Annotated in this window: 15 protein-coding genes; 6 read left to right on the forward strand and 9 right to left on the reverse strand. The window is 43.3% G+C overall.

Annotated features, from left to right (window positions below; genetic code table 11):
• Positions 1-2: 2 nt before the first annotated feature.
• From OKW21_RS05665 to OKW21_RS05675, 3 genes are all read right to left on the reverse strand, one after another.
• Positions 3-2090, reverse strand: a complete 2088-nt coding sequence (locus OKW21_RS05665; RefSeq protein WP_277478131.1) for a TonB-dependent receptor family protein — start codon at positions 2088-2090, stop codon at positions 3-5.
• 77 nt (positions 2091-2167) lie between these two features.
• Positions 2168-2560, reverse strand: a complete 393-nt coding sequence (locus OKW21_RS05670) for a 3D domain-containing protein (protein WP_277478133.1) — start codon at positions 2558-2560, stop codon at positions 2168-2170.
• A 51-nt stretch (positions 2561-2611) separates the two neighbouring features.
• Positions 2612-3523, reverse strand: coding sequence for a DUF72 domain-containing protein (locus OKW21_RS05675; RefSeq protein WP_277478135.1), 912 nt, complete (start codon positions 3521-3523; stop codon positions 2612-2614).
• Between the two features lie 92 nt (positions 3524-3615).
• Between OKW21_RS05675 and porQ the strand changes: the two genes are divergently transcribed.
• From porQ to OKW21_RS05690, 3 genes are all read left to right on the forward strand, one after another.
• The gene (porQ, locus tag OKW21_RS05680) at positions 3616-4632 is read left to right on the forward strand and encodes a type IX secretion system protein PorQ (RefSeq protein WP_277478137.1); all 1017 of its coding nucleotides are present in this window, start codon (positions 3616-3618) and stop codon (positions 4630-4632) included.
• Positions 4633-4645: 13 nt separating this feature from the next.
• Positions 4646-6055, forward strand: coding sequence for an ATP-dependent protease ATPase subunit HslU (gene hslU, locus OKW21_RS05685; RefSeq protein WP_277478139.1), 1410 nt, complete (start codon positions 4646-4648; stop codon positions 6053-6055).
• Between the two features lie 130 nt (positions 6056-6185).
• Complete coding sequence (locus OKW21_RS05690) at positions 6186-6917, forward strand: SDR family NAD(P)-dependent oxidoreductase (protein WP_277478141.1); 732 nt, start codon at positions 6186-6188, stop codon at positions 6915-6917.
• On the opposite strand, the gene uxuA is transcribed toward OKW21_RS05690, so the two are convergent.
• Positions 6918-8105, reverse strand: coding sequence for a mannonate dehydratase (uxuA, locus tag OKW21_RS05695; protein WP_277478143.1), 1188 nt, complete (start codon positions 8103-8105; stop codon positions 6918-6920).
• Between the two features lie 456 nt (positions 8106-8561).
• Between uxuA and OKW21_RS05700 the strand changes: the two genes are divergently transcribed.
• Positions 8562-9359, forward strand: coding sequence for a hypothetical protein (locus OKW21_RS05700; RefSeq protein WP_277478146.1), 798 nt, complete (start codon positions 8562-8564; stop codon positions 9357-9359).
• Here OKW21_RS05700 and OKW21_RS05705 read toward each other — a convergent pair.
• Genes OKW21_RS05705 through OKW21_RS05720 form a run of 4 tightly spaced genes read right to left on the reverse strand, consistent with a single transcriptional unit; the run spans position 9356 to position 11465 of the window.
• Positions 9356-9805, reverse strand: coding sequence for a VRR-NUC domain-containing protein (locus OKW21_RS05705; protein ID WP_277478148.1), 450 nt, complete (start codon positions 9803-9805; stop codon positions 9356-9358). The genes OKW21_RS05700 and OKW21_RS05705 overlap by 4 nt on opposite strands.
• Complete coding sequence (locus tag OKW21_RS05710; protein WP_277478149.1) at positions 9729-10334, reverse strand: PDDEXK family nuclease; 606 nt, start codon at positions 10332-10334, stop codon at positions 9729-9731. Before OKW21_RS05710 ends, OKW21_RS05705 begins: the two co-directional genes overlap by 77 nt.
• A complete protein-coding gene (locus OKW21_RS05715) occupies positions 10282-11034 on the reverse strand; it encodes a PDDEXK family nuclease (protein WP_277478151.1) in 753 nt (250 codons plus the stop codon). The genes OKW21_RS05710 and OKW21_RS05715 overlap by 53 nt, the downstream gene beginning before the upstream one ends.
• Positions 11031-11465 (reverse strand): DUF2721 domain-containing protein, encoded by a 435-nt coding sequence (locus OKW21_RS05720; protein ID WP_277478154.1) that lies wholly within the window; start codon positions 11463-11465, stop codon positions 11031-11033. Before OKW21_RS05720 ends, OKW21_RS05715 begins: the two co-directional genes overlap by 4 nt.
• An 89-nt stretch (positions 11466-11554) precedes the next feature.
• On the opposite strand from OKW21_RS05720, the gene OKW21_RS05725 reads away from it, so the two are divergent.
• Together OKW21_RS05725 and OKW21_RS05730 are read left to right on the forward strand one after the other, a co-directional pair.
• On the forward strand, positions 11555-12049 hold the full coding sequence (locus tag OKW21_RS05725; protein WP_277478156.1) for a SixA phosphatase family protein: 495 nt from the start codon (positions 11555-11557) through the stop codon (positions 12047-12049).
• 95 nt (positions 12050-12144) lie between these two features.
• Positions 12145-12438, forward strand: coding sequence for a GIY-YIG nuclease family protein (locus OKW21_RS05730; protein WP_277478158.1), 294 nt, complete (start codon positions 12145-12147; stop codon positions 12436-12438).
• Between the two features lie 166 nt (positions 12439-12604).
• On the opposite strand, the gene OKW21_RS05735 is transcribed toward OKW21_RS05730, so the two are convergent.
• The gene (locus tag OKW21_RS05735; RefSeq protein WP_277478160.1) at positions 12605-13954 is read right to left on the reverse strand and encodes an IS4 family transposase; all 1350 of its coding nucleotides are present in this window, start codon (positions 13952-13954) and stop codon (positions 12605-12607) included.
• Positions 13955-14064: the final 110 nt, after the last annotated feature.

Consider the following 14064-nt stretch of genomic DNA (forward strand, 5'->3'; position numbering starts at 1 on the left):
GATTAGTACTTTAGGTGAAATTTTAAACCTGCATAAAAGTTACGATCAGGAGCGGGTTGATAATAACGCCCCCCAAATGCGTTAAGGTCATTCCCTAAGCTGTATTTTTCGTCAAGGAGGTTATTTATACCTCCGAAAATTTCAATATCCAGATCATCTGAAAGGGTAGCGCGATAACCCGCTTTGAGCAAAATCAACTGATAAGCATCAGCATAAACGGTGTTGGCATCATTGAGGGGGATCTCATCCGTGAAATTGAATGATCCATTGAGATATAGCCCGAAATTCGTTTTAAGTGTGGTAGCGAAGACCAGAATATTAGGGGCAACCCCCGTTAGGTCATTTCCGGAGTAATCTTGCAGTTCCTCGCCTTCAAACTTAGTATAGTTTTTAAAAACAAAATCATGCAGTGTATATGAAAGCTGAAACTCCAGATCGCTGACAAAACCAGACTGCTGTTGCAGTGCAAAATAAGTAAATGCTGTTTCCAGGCCTCGCTGGTCGGTTGAGCCGGTATTGGTAAACAAGACAGTACCTCGCTCGGATTGCTGCTGTACAATGGTTTCGTCTAGCTGAAAGTAAAAAGCGCTAATGTCAAAATTGAGCTTACCATTTAATGTATTACCTCTCAACCCTACTTCATAGTTTACGCCTTCTTCGGGATTTAGGCCTAAATTAATGCTTCCTTCATTGGTACGCACATCTTCAATGGTGGGAGGGGAGAATCCATAGCTGATGCTGGCATGAGCAGCTACGCTATTAAATTGCTTTGCTACGCCAATACGAGGAACCCACACCGGGTCAAATTCTTTGATCACTCTGTAAGCTGAATCTAAATTGTTATCTACCAATCGGTTAATGTCATAGTTCAGATGGTTGCGACTTACGCCTAAGGTCAGGAAGAAATCTTTGGGTAACTCAAACTCAGCTCTTCCGAACACAAGTGACTGACGGCTTCTGAGTTCGTCGTCGAAGTTGAGGGCGCCGGGATCACCGTAGTCATTTTCAAAATTTCTGGCCACATTGGTACCTGCCTGAATTTCTCCACCCAGCGTAAAGCGCGTTTCCTGACCGAAGACCTGGGTAAGATAATCAAAACGGGTACGTCCGCCACCAGCCATGCGGCTATCGCGCTTATAGTCCAGGTTAAAAGGGTTCTCAAAAAAGCTGAAATCCCCGTATATTGTAGTCAGGTTACTCAGCTTATCATTCCACTGATAGTCGTGGCTCAGGCCAAAAAGCAGGTATTCCTGATCAATGCCTGCCTCTGCTTCTTCACTACCCAGCACAAACTGATTTCCGGGGCGTGCCTGTCTGGGGTTTTCATTATACTGCTCTAGCGTAAGACCTCCAGGTATTTCATAAAAAAGGTTGGAATAAAGAAAGTTGGCTGATACTTCTCTTCTTTCAGATAGGTCAAATTTACCATGCAATTCAATGACATCCCTATCCAGCGCGGTGTGATCCCGATAGCCATCAGCTTCCTGATGTGCATATTTGAAGGTATAGGTGCCATTATCCGTAACCTGATTGACAGTAGTGGCATAGCGTTGCAAACCATAAGAACCGAGCACAGCCTCTGCGCCTATGTAGTCGTGTGCTTGTTGGGGGCTTTCACTTTGAATATTAATTATCCCCCCGGTACCTGCTCCGTATATACTTCCTGCCGGTCCTTTGATGAGCTCGATTTTACCCATATTAATAATATCCAACAGGTTGAAATTGGTACTGCCTGAAGGTTCGGTGAAAGGAATGTTGTTCCAGTATACTTTGATGTTTCTTACACCAAAAGGTGCTCTCAGCGTGCTTCCACGAACGGCAATGCGGTAACTGCCGGGAGAGCGTTCTTCCATACGTACCCCGGGAATAAGATTGATGGAAGGTAATGCTGAAGTCTGATCAAAGGCAGTGATCTGCTGAGAGGTAATCAGGGCTACTGCACCCGGTGTCTGAAGGAGTTTACGGTTGGCATCATACCCAATAACAGTGATTTCATTCAGTAATTTAGTCTCTACACTGTCTTCTTCTTGCGCAAGAACAAAAGGGATATAAGTAAATGAAATCAGAAAAAGGGTAAAAAAAACTTTCATGCTATGTTTTATAAAAATTAAAGCATGAAAGTAAGGTAATGATTAGAGAATTGGTAGTATGTCATATAAATTATTTGTTAATCTACTTTCCAGGAAATAGCCACTTCCTGTTTCCCAAACTCTTTGGCTTCTTCTACATTATTTCCCATGTAGATATCAATACGCTTGGTCCAGCGTTTGTTCATTTTATCTAAAACTCTATAAGTACCGGGAAAACCTTCTATTTTGACTTTGGTGTTATGTTCAAACCCTTCTTCCTCCAACAAATCACGAGAGACAGCGATAGCTTTCATTCCAGGCTTGAGTTGATCGCCCCAGGCAGCGGTGACAGGGTCGCCTTTTTTGGTTTGAGCCTCAACAGAATTATAGGCGGTAGCCGTAACTTCTACCGTTTTGGTTTCTGCACAGGAAACCAGAAAAACCAAAGCGATGAAGATGACAAAATTATGTTGTCTGGTAAAATATTTCATAGGTTTTATAAGATTGGTGTGTCGATACAACTACAAAACCCTTCTATTTGTTCAAAAAAGCGTTTTTTGTATCCCCCCCTGCATGATCCTGGGCGGCCTGAGATTCATTTTTAGCCTTTTGTTGAGATGGTCAACTAGATAAATGGCTAAGTCAATACAAAGGGTGTCTTCCGGTTGGTGAACGATGAAGTAAAGCTCTTGTAAGCCTTGCTCAACCCAATTACCAATACAACTTACCCATTGGTCAATTCTTTGATAATCAGTAGGGTGTAATGCATTGCCTACAAAGCGTACCATAAGTTTAGGATTCGTAAGCTGCATATGAATCACATCTCTTCTGCCTGCCGTATCAGTGATCACTGTGCTCATATTATTTTCTTCCAGGAGGTCAAAAGCTCTTTCTCTGATTCTACTGTTTTCAAACCAGGCCGGATGCCGCAGTTCTATAGCCAAAGGAATTTCACCGGGCCAATTGGAGAGATAGTCAAAAAGAGCTTTCCCATCATGTCGGGGTTCAAGTGTTGGGGGGAGCTGTAAAAAAGCTAAGCCTAACTGATCCTCAAAAGCGCGTAGCGCCTCCAGAAACAAATGGGTAGCGCGAATACCTTCACCAAAATCGCTACTGTGACTGATGACTTGCGGTAGCTTAGGACAAAATTTAAAATGAACAGGCGTTTTTTCCTTCCATTGCTCCACCATGTCTGTCGTCGGGATACGATAATGGGTAGTATTCATCTCAATGGTACTGAACTGCCGCGCATATTGATACAAATAATCTTTGGAAGTCGTACCCTTTGGATACAGTTTGCCCACCAGTTTTCTTTCTCCCCAGCGGGCCATGCCAATGTATATTTTTGTTTGAGATTGTGCTGCGGACTCTGTAAGTATCCGCTGCGTGCGATCCGCATCCTCGGGCAAGCTAAAGTCCACCCGGCTGATATCGCTAAGTTTTCCGAACTCCATACTGATCAAAGATAGTCATAATGATATTACTTGAATATAGCGCTTCTTGTTGTGAATAAACATCAAAGGCAGTAGTTTTACGCCTACTGCCTATGCGCTACTTTTTTATATGTACACTGCATTTTTTGCTCCTTAGCAAGCTACAGGCCCAGACGGCACAACCTTATGCTTTTGATTTTCTAAACTTCTCACCCTCAGCCAGAATTACAGCGCTGGGAGGTGTGCAGGCAGTATCAGCCAGAGATTCAAGTATCATTTCTCCCTCATTATGGTTCACCAATCCGGCAGTAAGTGAACCTTCCTTTGACCGACAATTGAGCCTTGGCTATCAGCCCTATTACGCAGATGTGGATTATGCAACACTTTCCTATAATCATAGAATAGGTGAGCAGGGCGCATGGGGACTGGGCATACAATACCTGAAATATGGAGAGTTTGATAGCTATGATATAACAGGATTACCAACAGGAACTTATCATGCACAGGAGTATGCTATTTATTTTAACCGTAGCCATCAATCAGGTCCTTTTCGCTTCGGAATCAACGCCAAGTTTATGACTTCTAACTTTGGGGCTTATGGGGCCTCAGCCCTTCTATTTGACGCTGGCGGAATGTTTATACATCCGAATTATGATTTTGTGATCGGCCTCGCTATCAATAATCTGGGGCTTTTGCTTAATGACTACACTTCAATGAGGCAAAGCAGAATGCCCACCGATCTTAAAATCAGCCTGGCTATCAAGCCGGAACACATGCCTTTCCGGTTTTATCTGACCGGCTTTCACCTGATCAATCATTATGGTGCCTACTACAGTCAGGATAACAATGAAAAGCCGGGATACGTTAACAAAATATTAAGACATTTGAGCTTTGGTGGTGAGCTTTTGCTAAGTAAAAGCTTTCATGTACAGGTGGGTTATAACCATCTTAAAAGAAATACGCTACAATTAGAACAATTAACCGGCGGAGCAGGATTATCATTTGGATTTGCGCTTCGCCTGCGTTTTATACAGCTTGAATACGCACGAGCTTTTTACCATGTTGGGGGAGGGTTTAATCACTTTACTTTAAACATGAATCTTAATAGACTAAATTTTAAACGAAACTAGTATATACATATCCATGATAGAAGCAAATTTGACTCCGAGACAGATTGTCGCTGAACTTGACAAATATATTATCGGTCAGCAGGATGCTAAAAAAAATGTGGCGATCGCCCTGCGTAACCGTTGGCGCAGAATGAATGTGAAGGATGAAATGCAGAAGGAGATTGTCCCTAACAACATCCTGATGATTGGTACTACAGGAGTAGGTAAAACAGAGATCGCCCGCCGCCTGGCCAAAATCGCAGACGCTCCGTTCACAAAGGTGGAAGCCTCTAAGTTTACTGAAGTGGGCTATGTAGGTCGTGATGTGGAAAGCATGGTGCGTGACCTGGTGGAGCAATCCGTGAATCTGGTAAAATCCCGAAAAAAAGAAGATGTACAGGAAAAAGCAGCTGAAGCAGTAGAAGAAATTATACTGGATGCGCTTATCCCACCTGTAAAAGGAAATACGCCTAAGTCTACTGCAGCTCGTATTGGTTTTGAGAAAGAAGAAAACGAAGAGAACCTGAGCGATGCTGAATTAAACCACAGGACCCGTGAGCGTTTCCGGGAAAAAATTAAAAACGGAGATATTGACGATCGTAAGATAGAAATCAATGTGAAGCAAAGTTCCTCTCCCGGTGTAGGCATGATCGGCGGCGGCATGATGGATGAATCTTCCATGATGAACCTGCAGGAGATGCTCAGTGGTATGATGCCTAAAAAGAACAAAAAAAGAAAAGTTACCATAGGCGAAGCCAAAAAATTGTTGCTGGAAGAAGAAGCTTCTAAACTGATAGATATGGATGAAGTGAAGGAAGAAGCAATACACAAGGCTGAGAATACCGGTATTATTTTCGTGGATGAGATAGATAAGATCGCTGCCGGAGGTGGCGACCGTAAAGGCAGTGGTGGTGCTGACGTGAGTAGAGAAGGTGTGCAGCGAGACTTACTACCTATCGTAGAAGGTAGTGCGGTCAATACTAAATATGGTATTGTGCATACTGACCATATTTTGTTTATTGCTGCGGGCGCTTTTCATGTGGCCAAGCCTTCGGATCTGATTCCTGAGCTCCAGGGGCGTTTTCCCATTCGTGTTGAGCTAAGTGATCTGACTAGAGAAGATTTTGCCCAGATTCTTCGTGAACCTAAAAACGCGCTTACCAAGCAGTACGAAGCACTGTTCACTGCGGAGAATGTGGAACTTAAGTTTCAGGAAGACGCGCTGGATGAGATCGCTAACATTGCTTTTCAGATCAACTCTGAGATAGAAAATATTGGCGCCAGAAGGCTGCATACCGTGATGAGCCGTCTGCTCAACGATTTTCTCTTTGATGTGCCGGACAAGATTGAGCCTAATTCCAAGCTTATGGTCAATAAAGATATGGTAAGAGAAAGGCTGGAAAACCTGGTGCAAAACAAAGACCTGAGTCAATATATTTTATAAAGTAGACATTGGAGAGTGGTTGGTCAGGCTTTGAAAATTAGCAGCTAAATAATTTACCGCTGCCTGATCAACCACTGTTCATCAATCATTACCCAATTCTTACTCCCAAACAATCTAATCCCCGATTTCCATGCAACACTACTTCATCACTGGCACCAGCCGAGGCATAGGTAAGTCTTTAACGGAGAGAATTCTGCAGCAGCCCAACACTCAGGTACACGGTTTTTCTCGTCATCAGGAGGTTGAGCATGAGCGCTACCATCATCGGAAAGCTGATCTTGCGGGTATGGATTGGCTATTGAAGAATATTGATGGTTTTTTCCCCAACTTACCTTCAGCAGAGCGTATTGTGCTGATTAACAATGCCGGTATGCTGGGAGAAGTCAAATATGTGGGTGAACTGGAAAATCAGCAGTTTGTTGATCTTTTTAACCTCAATATTACCGCCCCGGCTATGCTTATGAATCAATTTATCAAAACCTACCGCAATCAGCCGGGCAAAAAATTAATTATCAATGTAAGCTCAGGAGCAGGTAAATATCCGGTAGATGGCTGGTCGGGCTATTGTGCTTCCAAAGCTGCGCTGGACATGCTGTCGCAGGTGACAAAAGCTGAACTTACCAAAAGGAACTTGAGTAAGGGCTTTAAAGTATATGCTCTGGCTCCAGGAGTCGTGGACACCGCCATGCAGGGCGAAATCCGTGAAGTCTCACAGGATAATTTCAGCAATATTGAAAAGTTTATCAATTACAAAAAAGAAGGCACCCTGGATGATGCCTCTTTTACTGCTGAAAAATTTATGGAGTTGATCAACAATACTGAACGCTTTGAAGAAGTGTTGCAGGACGTAAGACAATACTAACTATTGCTGCAGCGTATAACTGATCCCCATTTCAAGTCCTCTCAACTCTGCCAATCCCCTCAAGCGACCAATAGCAGTATAGCCAGGATTGGTTTTCTTATGTTGGTCATCCAGCATTTTATGTCCGTGATCGGGGCGCATGGGTATCTGATAATCTAATCTGCCATTTGCCTGGCGTTTACGAATCTCTTTCACTACTGCTTTCACTACCTGGTACATATTGGCACTGCCTTCCAGATGATTAGCCTCATAAAAGCTGCCATCAGGCTCACGCTGAACGCTACGCAGGTGCAAAAAGTGAATCTTGTCACCCAGTCTTTCCACCATTCCGGCAAGGTCATTACCTGGGTGAGCCCCGTAAGAACCAGTACAAAAGGTGAGGCCATTAGCAGCTGAGTCAACTGCCTCAAGTAAGGAAACAGCATCTGCTTCAGTGCTGACTACGCGGGGCAGGCCAAGCAAAGGACGGGGTGGATCATCAGGGTGGATGGCCATCTTTACACCGCTTTCTTCTGCTACAGGAATGATTTTTTTCAGGAAGTAGGCAAGGTTTTCTCTTAGCTTTCCTTCATCTATCGCTTTATACAGATCCAGTTGCTCCTGAAATTCTTCCAGGCTATAGTTTTTATCAGAACCGGGCAGGCCGGCAATGATACTTTGCTGCAACGTTAGCTTCTCCTGATCGCTTAATTTACTGAGGTAAGATTTGGCTTTTTCCTGAGTCTCTTGATCGTATTCCTTTTCAGCACCAGGACGTTTCAGTATGAGCAAATCAAATGCTGCAAAGGCAGTAGTATCAAAGCGAAGGGCAGTGGAACCATCTTCAATCAGAAATTCAAGGTTGGTTCTGGTCCAGTCCAGTACCGGCATAAAGTTATAGCAGATGGTAGGAATGCCACATTGACCAAGGTTGCTGATACACTGCTGAAACACCTCTATGTACTTGTCTCTACGGGGGCCAGCTGATTTGATTTCTTCAGCTACCGGCACACTCTCTACTACATTCCAGACCAGGCCTGCATCTTCAATGATTTTTTTTCTCTCCTGGATAGCTTCAACGGTCCATACCTGTCCTACGGGGATCTCGTGAAGGGCATTTACAATTCCTTTTGCACCCGCCTGTCTGATATCTGATAGGCTCACTGAGTCGTTGGGGCCATACCAGCGCCAACTTTGTTGCATACTCATAGAAAAAATAAGTTTGTAAGTAATATTGTCAAATATATGGGATTCTTACATAGTACCAATTCTGAACGAAAATTGAAAAAAAATTAGAGGAGGGTTCAAAAAGAAGATGTATGAAATGCTATATAAACAAAGTAAAATAAAGTATGAGAAAATTTATACCGTATAGGGTGTGCTAAAACGTAAATTTTATTTCCTGTTCCCTACACAAAAGCATAAAATTTTATTTTCATAACATCTTTTCCTCCATCTCGATAAGTGTAAGTCATTCATTATTACCTATCTAAAGAAATATTGCGTAACTTTCCGTAGATATTTCATCAACCTTCCGGACCAAAAGAATGCCCGATGGGCACAATCAATGAAGGTAAGTATCGTTATTGAGTAAATTTCCGTTTCAACCTTACAACTTTTTAGCGCGCTATGTGTCATCATTGCAAAGACCAACCAACTATGTATATGAAAGCAACACCCTTTGCACTTTTGATCCCCTTGCTTTTAATGTTTGCATGTGAAGGGGAGCAGGCTGTGCCCTCTAACACATTGGGCAGTGAGATCGAACTGAGCATGACGGAGTATATTGATGCGGATCAACGGTCGCTTTCATTTAAATTTTTGACCCTGAAAGATTTTCCCTGCATCAATTATCGTATCAAGCATGATATGGTGGTTGATCAACAGGCTATAAAGATAGTGCTGGAAGAAGTTGAAGTTTCAGATGTCTGTCTTGATGCTATCGGCCCAGCCTCAGCTTTTGTGGATCTGGGTATGTTGGATGAGAAAGAGTATGACCTGCAAATACAGATGGGATCATCTTTGATCAATCATGGTACATTGTCAGTCAGCAAAGACGCTTATGAGCTCAACCTGCTGGAAAGTGAAGGGATAGAGTTGGCTGTTCCTAAGCTGAATCGCATTCCTGCCCAGGCAGTCTGGGGTACAATCAAATATACTGACGAGGAAAGACATAAAAAAGTAGCAGCATACTTTGAAGAAGCGATGGATATTGCTGGAGCTACTGACAAGAAGTTTTCTGAAGGTGATTATGGCTATTTTAAAGTAAGCTCTGAAGGTAAAATCACCCAACCCATAGAAGGCAACGAAGCAGTAAAAGAGCAGGCTTTTCTCTTTGACTTTGCCGGTAAGACGGAAGATCTGTTGCAGGTACTCCAGCGGATTAACAGCAGGTACAATGATGTGCAGCTTCGCTTCTACAATGCACAGGGGGAAGAATTTCGTAACTGGAATCTAAACTAATCCCAACTTACCCGGATTACCTTGGCTGAGATTCCCTGCTTCTCAAAAAAGTGTAGCCAGTAGAGCTGTTGCGCAGAGAGCTGGTCGCTCGGTGACTTCACTTCTATAAAACTATACGACTGTTCATCCCAGACAAAAAGGTCGGGAAAACCTTTGGTATTTTCTTTTAAATTTTTTGCCATCTCCATGATCACACTGGAGATCTGCTCCGGCTCCAGGCAATGATAACATTGCTCTACCAGCGGTAGCAGGCTTTCGTGCCATCCCATGATTGGATTACTCATGCCTGACTTACTTTCGTAATGGTGCCGTACAATATTCAGAAAGCGTTTGGGATGAATTAATACCTCAAGACGTTGTGTGATGGCTTTACTTCTCTTTTCCAGAAAAAGGGGCGTATAAAAATCCGATGGAACAGTTTGTAAGGGGTGGTGAAAACGCTTCACTGTCCTGGTCAAAGATGATATCCCACAGCAGCAGGCCGAAGAACCCTCTCCAAAGGTAATTTTCAGTATGTACACCCATCTGCCCGTGCTCCTGCAAGTATTCCAGTACACCTTGTTCCACATAGTTTTTATGTTCTTCTGACAGGCTGATGCAGTGGCTGTTCTTAAGGTAGTCCGTAGCTTTTCGTGTCCTCTTCTTTTTTTGTATCCGGTTACAAAAATCTTCAGCAAAAAACAGTTCATCAGCATTGGCGGGCTGTTTTTGTATCTTTTGGCACTGTGCTAAGGCTTCATCCAACCGGCCCAGCTTATGTAACAATCGTACTCTGCGTTCTCTGGCAGGGGGGAGATCAGTATATTGGTACACATGATAAGCCAGTTCAGGAAATAACTGCTGCTCCAGCATTTTGCCCAGCCGTAAGCAGAGCTTATCAAAGTGTGCCAGGGCGGTTTCGCTGATGTTTTCTCTCTGGAGATCAAGCTGAGAAAACCACGCTATAGATCTGATCGGCACCGAGCAGTAGCTCATCCCGCATGTACTTAAACTCCCGGTACACTTTAGAAAGCTTGAGCTTATCCTCTGCCTCAATCCTGCTCTTAAATAAAGCCTTCATTTTAGCCTGATCGTAGGCTTCGGTTTTGATGTATCCGATGTCCCGCACCACAAACTGCGTCATATCGCCATCCAGATGGCCAAAGTAAAGAAATTTAAGCATTTCCAGCTCCTCCTCATGGCCTACTCTGACGATCATTTCCTTCTCTTTCAACACTTTTAGTAAGTCGGCAGCAGAAGTAAGCTGTATCATCGCTATGATAAGCTCCGGCTTTTTGAGTTTTTTGACCTGCTTGAGCTGCTCTTTTTCAAGTACTTGCTTGCATAGGTCGGTAAGTTCAGCTTTGGTATATGTATTCAAAACCCACGGCAGCTCTACGACATGCTTAGGGTGCAGCCGACTAAAGTATTTTCTTCTTAGCAGGAGCGCCAATGCTTTCTCCTGATCTTCTATTTCAGCATAAGCAATTTTTTCCATGCGAAAATAACAGCCTCTTCGGTTCACCAGGCGAATAAACAGGCATTGCGCATCTTCGGGTAGCTTATTGTACCTTCTGATAAAACTTTTTTCTCCCTTGCTCAGCAGTTCACCATACAGGTGTTGCACATGTTTCAGCATAGCACTGAAATAATCCAGGTAATATTTTTCCGGTAGCTCTATAGGGGGGGCTTTCATAACTGCTGCTTTGTATTTCCTTTGAGTCTCAGGTTCTCGTAGGCCTCCAGGTCACTCAGTTGTATGTTGAGCGCATTGACCGAAATCTGTATCTCACGAATGGATAAGGCCAATGAAGCCATCAAAAGTAGCAGGCTGACACCAAAAACAATCTTACCAATAAGATTTTCTCCCGCAAAAATCAGGAACATGCAGAAGACACAGAGGAAAAGGCTGCAAATTCCTAATGCCTGCATGTTGCGAATCAGTACCACACGTTTTCTAAGGTTCTCTATCTGTCCCATCAGAAGCTGGTCAGGCTCAGATTTGTACTCGGAGTGAAGCTTTCTGATCAGGCTGGCAGTGGTCAGAAACCTGTTGGTATAAGCCAGTAATAGTAATGAAATGGCCGGAAACAGTAGGGCAGGGGTAGTGAGGCTAATATCTGACATATGGAAGAAAAAGTTTTTCTCTTCAAAAAGTTTCTTGTATCCAAAATAAGTGTTTCATTTTGTAAAATGTGCGTTAAACCTTACAGATTATGAAAACACTTCTCCTGATCAGGCATGCCAAGTCCAGTTGGGACGATCCCACTCTGGATGATTTTGACCGACCGCTCAATAAAAGAGGAAAAAATGATGCACCTAAAATGGGTAAGCGCCTGAAAAAAAAGAAAATTCACCCTGATCTGATGGTTAGCAGTACTGCGAAAAGGGCTAAAAAGACTGCACTAGCCATAGCCGGTGCATTAGACTATCCTGAAAAACATATCCAATGGAGAGACGAGCTTTATCACGCTGCTCCGGAAACAGCTCTGAAGGTAATGCAGAGGATTGATAATAAAGTGGAGCAGCTATTTTTATTCGGACACAATCCCGGTCTGACAGATTTTGCCAATCTCCTGTGCTCCACCTACACAGATAACATTGTGACTACTGGCATTTATGCTTTGCAACTGGACATCACAAGCTGGCAGGATGCACAACTGAACCAAAAAGCAAAGTTACTTTTCTACGATTATCCTAAGAAGGGGTGAGATAATTAAAGGTACAGGTTCCACGATGGGCGTTTCCGTTGCACGCAAAAGAGCACCAGATACAGTAAAAAAACTGATGGACAATTCATAAGCAAATGAAAGTCATCTATAAAATTACTTATCCTAATGGTAAAATATATATTGGTCAGGATATAACGACTACCTTGAATTATTTCGGCAGTGCAAACAGCAAACTCATTGAGAAAGATTTTACTAAAGAAGAGATGCATGATTTTACCATTAGAAAAGAAATATTGTGGGAATCTGAAACTGCTTCAAACCAAGAAGTGAATCTGATGGAAGTAGGATTGATAAAAAAATATGAATCAAATAACCCCAGAATTGGATATAACCAATGGCCAAAATTTAAGATGAAAGAAGAGAAGTAACATTCCATTACCTCATGACTAAAAAACTCTTCTTGCACATGAGTTATAAATGTGTGAAAATCAAACTCTCTATTGCTGACCGCAACCTCAACGCAGTTGGGAAGCATCTTGTCAAGTCTTAGCAACTGATTCTCGGGTGCTTTCGGATATATTCAAGCCTAAGGCCTTATCCTGTCTCATAATTTATCTGCGAAGCGAGAAGGTATCCATGGCAGAGTTGAGAGAAGATGGCCCACCCTCTCCACATGGTTTTTTCTCCAGGGAAGGGCTGCTTTTTAGTAGGCGTAAACCCGGCCAGGGCAGCGATGATGATCAATGCCTGCTGTACACTGAGTTCTTTTCTGCCACTATGCTTTTCTAAGACTTCTATTTGTAGCGGTTCAAATATTTTCTCTGCAGCTAATTGGGCACTTTCTGCTGCCAGATGCTTAAGCCAGATCAATTGCCAGGCTACAATACAGAGCATAGCAATGGCATGAGATAGTCGTGTGAAAGTATCAAACTGTAGCTTTTCTATCTGCATACCACTCTTCAGCACCATATGCCAGCGTTCAATCACCCATCGTTTCCGGTAATAATCTATCATCAGCAAAGCAGCAGCTTGATCTTCTATATTGATGGTAGTGAGTAAATACCATAGCAGAGGCGGTTCGCTGCGCGGTTCTTCTCCTGCCGGAGTATGTGTTTCTTGAGCTACTACCACCCATAAGTCAATATCTTCTCCTTTTTTATAAGTAGGGACAGGGCATGTGATCTTACCCCAGCTTACCTGCAGCTTAGCATTACGCTCTTTTCTCTTGCTGGTCCTGGGCAGGTAAACTTCTACTTTAGTAGTATTGGGAAAAACCACTTCTTTAAGAAGCATCTTTTCTTGCTCATAATGCACCTTTCGGTTGAGATGATGTGCCCTGAAGAGTAATTCTACATGTTTGGAGCGGCGAGCAGTCATGTACTCATAAAAATCAGATTCTCTGTCGGAGATTACGATCACCTTCTTGGCTTTAGCTAAATGCTGATCCACCCACTGTAGGGCTTCTACCCACCGATAACTCTCTTTTTCTTCTAAAGGATAAAACTGCACCTGCTTTGTACGTCCTGTGGATTGGGGAGGCCACAGCTTTTGTCCTACCAGGCCCAAAGCCGTTCCCTGCTCACTCAGAGCCATGGCCGTATGCAGGCAAAGCCCTGGATTTACATGACTGCCGCCTAAGTCGCCCAGACCTTCAGTAGCGACATGACTGGCATAATTCAAGTCTGTTGTATCCTGACTCACCAAAACCACATCCTGGTCGGCACAGCGCTTGCTCGTTTGCCTATAGTGGCCGTAGCTGACGTCTACTTCCTGTTTGGAAAATATCCGCCAGGCTGATTTACGGAAATTCTCTCCTACTGCACTACTAAAGGAAAGCTCAGGGTTAGCTAAAAGACGATCAGCCATCAGTGACAAACTCTTTGCCTCGCGTTTATCTTCTACTGCACTTCCCATAAACTCTTGCATGCCCCAACTCTCTTCCATCTGTTTACCTCCCTTTTTTTTTCAACCTAATTTACAACTTTTATAAGACATGAATAGGCCTAAGGCTTGTACAGTCCAGGCAAATATAGCAGCTTCACAAGCTCAACGGA

The sequence above is a fragment of the Catalinimonas alkaloidigena genome (assembly GCF_029504655.1).
GTDB classification, from domain to species: Bacteria; Bacteroidota; Bacteroidia; order Cytophagales; family Cyclobacteriaceae; genus Catalinimonas; species Catalinimonas alkaloidigena.

Coding starts and splice junctions, on each gene's coding strand:
- OKW21_RS05665 (WP_277478131.1), bottom strand. CDS start 2,090: ATGAAAGTTTTTTTTACCCTTTTTCTGATTTCATTTACTTATATCCCT.
- OKW21_RS05670 (WP_277478133.1), bottom strand. CDS start 2,560: ATGAAATATTTTACCAGACAACATAATTTTGTCATCTTCATCGCTTTG.
- OKW21_RS05675 (WP_277478135.1), bottom strand. CDS start 3,523: ATGGAGTTCGGAAAACTTAGCGATATCAGCCGGGTGGACTTTAGCTTG.
- porQ (WP_277478137.1), top strand. CDS start 3,616: ATGCGCTACTTTTTTATATGTACACTGCATTTTTTGCTCCTTAGCAAG.
- hslU (WP_277478139.1), top strand. CDS start 4,646: ATGATAGAAGCAAATTTGACTCCGAGACAGATTGTCGCTGAACTTGAC.
- OKW21_RS05690 (WP_277478141.1), top strand. CDS start 6,186: ATGCAACACTACTTCATCACTGGCACCAGCCGAGGCATAGGTAAGTCT.
- uxuA (WP_277478143.1), bottom strand. CDS start 8,105: ATGAGTATGCAACAAAGTTGGCGCTGGTATGGCCCCAACGACTCAGTG.
- OKW21_RS05700 (WP_277478146.1), top strand. CDS start 8,562: ATGAAAGCAACACCCTTTGCACTTTTGATCCCCTTGCTTTTAATGTTT.
- OKW21_RS05710 (WP_277478149.1), bottom strand. CDS start 10,334: ATGAGCTACTGCTCGGTGCCGATCAGATCTATAGCGTGGTTTTCTCAG.
- OKW21_RS05715 (WP_277478151.1), bottom strand. CDS start 11,034: ATGAAAGCCCCCCCTATAGAGCTACCGGAAAAATATTACCTGGATTAT.
- OKW21_RS05720 (WP_277478154.1), bottom strand. CDS start 11,465: ATGTCAGATATTAGCCTCACTACCCCTGCCCTACTGTTTCCGGCCATT.
- OKW21_RS05725 (WP_277478156.1), top strand. CDS start 11,555: ATGAAAACACTTCTCCTGATCAGGCATGCCAAGTCCAGTTGGGACGAT.
- OKW21_RS05730 (WP_277478158.1), top strand. CDS start 12,145: ATGAAAGTCATCTATAAAATTACTTATCCTAATGGTAAAATATATATT.
- OKW21_RS05735 (WP_277478160.1), bottom strand. CDS start 13,954: ATGGAAGAGAGTTGGGGCATGCAAGAGTTTATGGGAAGTGCAGTAGAA.